Origin of the sequence: Microbacterium azadirachtae (genome assembly GCF_000956545.1) — a bacterium.
Classification (GTDB): Bacteria; Actinomycetota; Actinomycetes; order Actinomycetales; family Microbacteriaceae; genus Microbacterium; species Microbacterium azadirachtae.
In genome coordinates, this window is record NZ_JYIT01000006.1 from 1 (window position 1) to 534 (window position 534).

A 534-nucleotide genomic window follows, 5' to 3' on the forward strand; every position below is an offset into this window, starting at 1 on the left:
CACGTCCGTGACCGAGATCCGGCGAGCGGGAGACGGCTCATTGCGCCTGGAACGGACCCCCGTCGGCATCGCCGCGGAAGTGGGCGACATCCCCTATCGCACCGGGCTCGTGCGCTGGCGCGGCGACTCCTTCCTGCCGACCGAGGCCGAGGACGGCGTCCGCCAGCCGGTCGCCTTCCTCGGCGACGACGGCGCGGGCAGGGCGCTGTTCCTGCACGCGGGCCGGGCGGATCGGCGGGTGGCGTCATGACCGCGCCGGGGTTCGCCCGAGCGCTGCATCGCCGCGCCGTGGTCGCGGATGCGCACAACGACTTACTCTGCGCGGTCGTGGCGCGCCCTCCCGAGCGCTGGGGGAGCTTCTTCCGGGAGCGCTGGCTGCCGCAGCTCGAGAAGGGGGGCGTGGACCTCCAGGTGCTCCCCGTGTTCGTCGAGGATCCTCATCGTCCCGAGGGGGCGCTACGCCGCACCCTGCGCATGATCGAGGCCGCACATCGGGTCGCAGAGGAGAACGCCCACCGGGTCGCGCTGTGCCGC

Annotated in this window: 2 protein-coding genes; both read left to right on the forward strand. The window is 73.6% G+C overall.

All coding sequences use genetic code 11. The features are described 5' to 3' along the window. Positions 1–250: hypothetical protein (locus RL72_RS19970; RefSeq protein WP_045248755.1), on the forward strand; the 250-nt coding region annotated here is incomplete at its 5' end. Beyond that, a partial coding sequence (locus RL72_RS00035) for a membrane dipeptidase (RefSeq protein WP_045248756.1) occupies positions 247–534 on the forward strand: 288 nt, incomplete at its 3' end. The genes RL72_RS19970 and RL72_RS00035, both read left to right, overlap by 4 nt.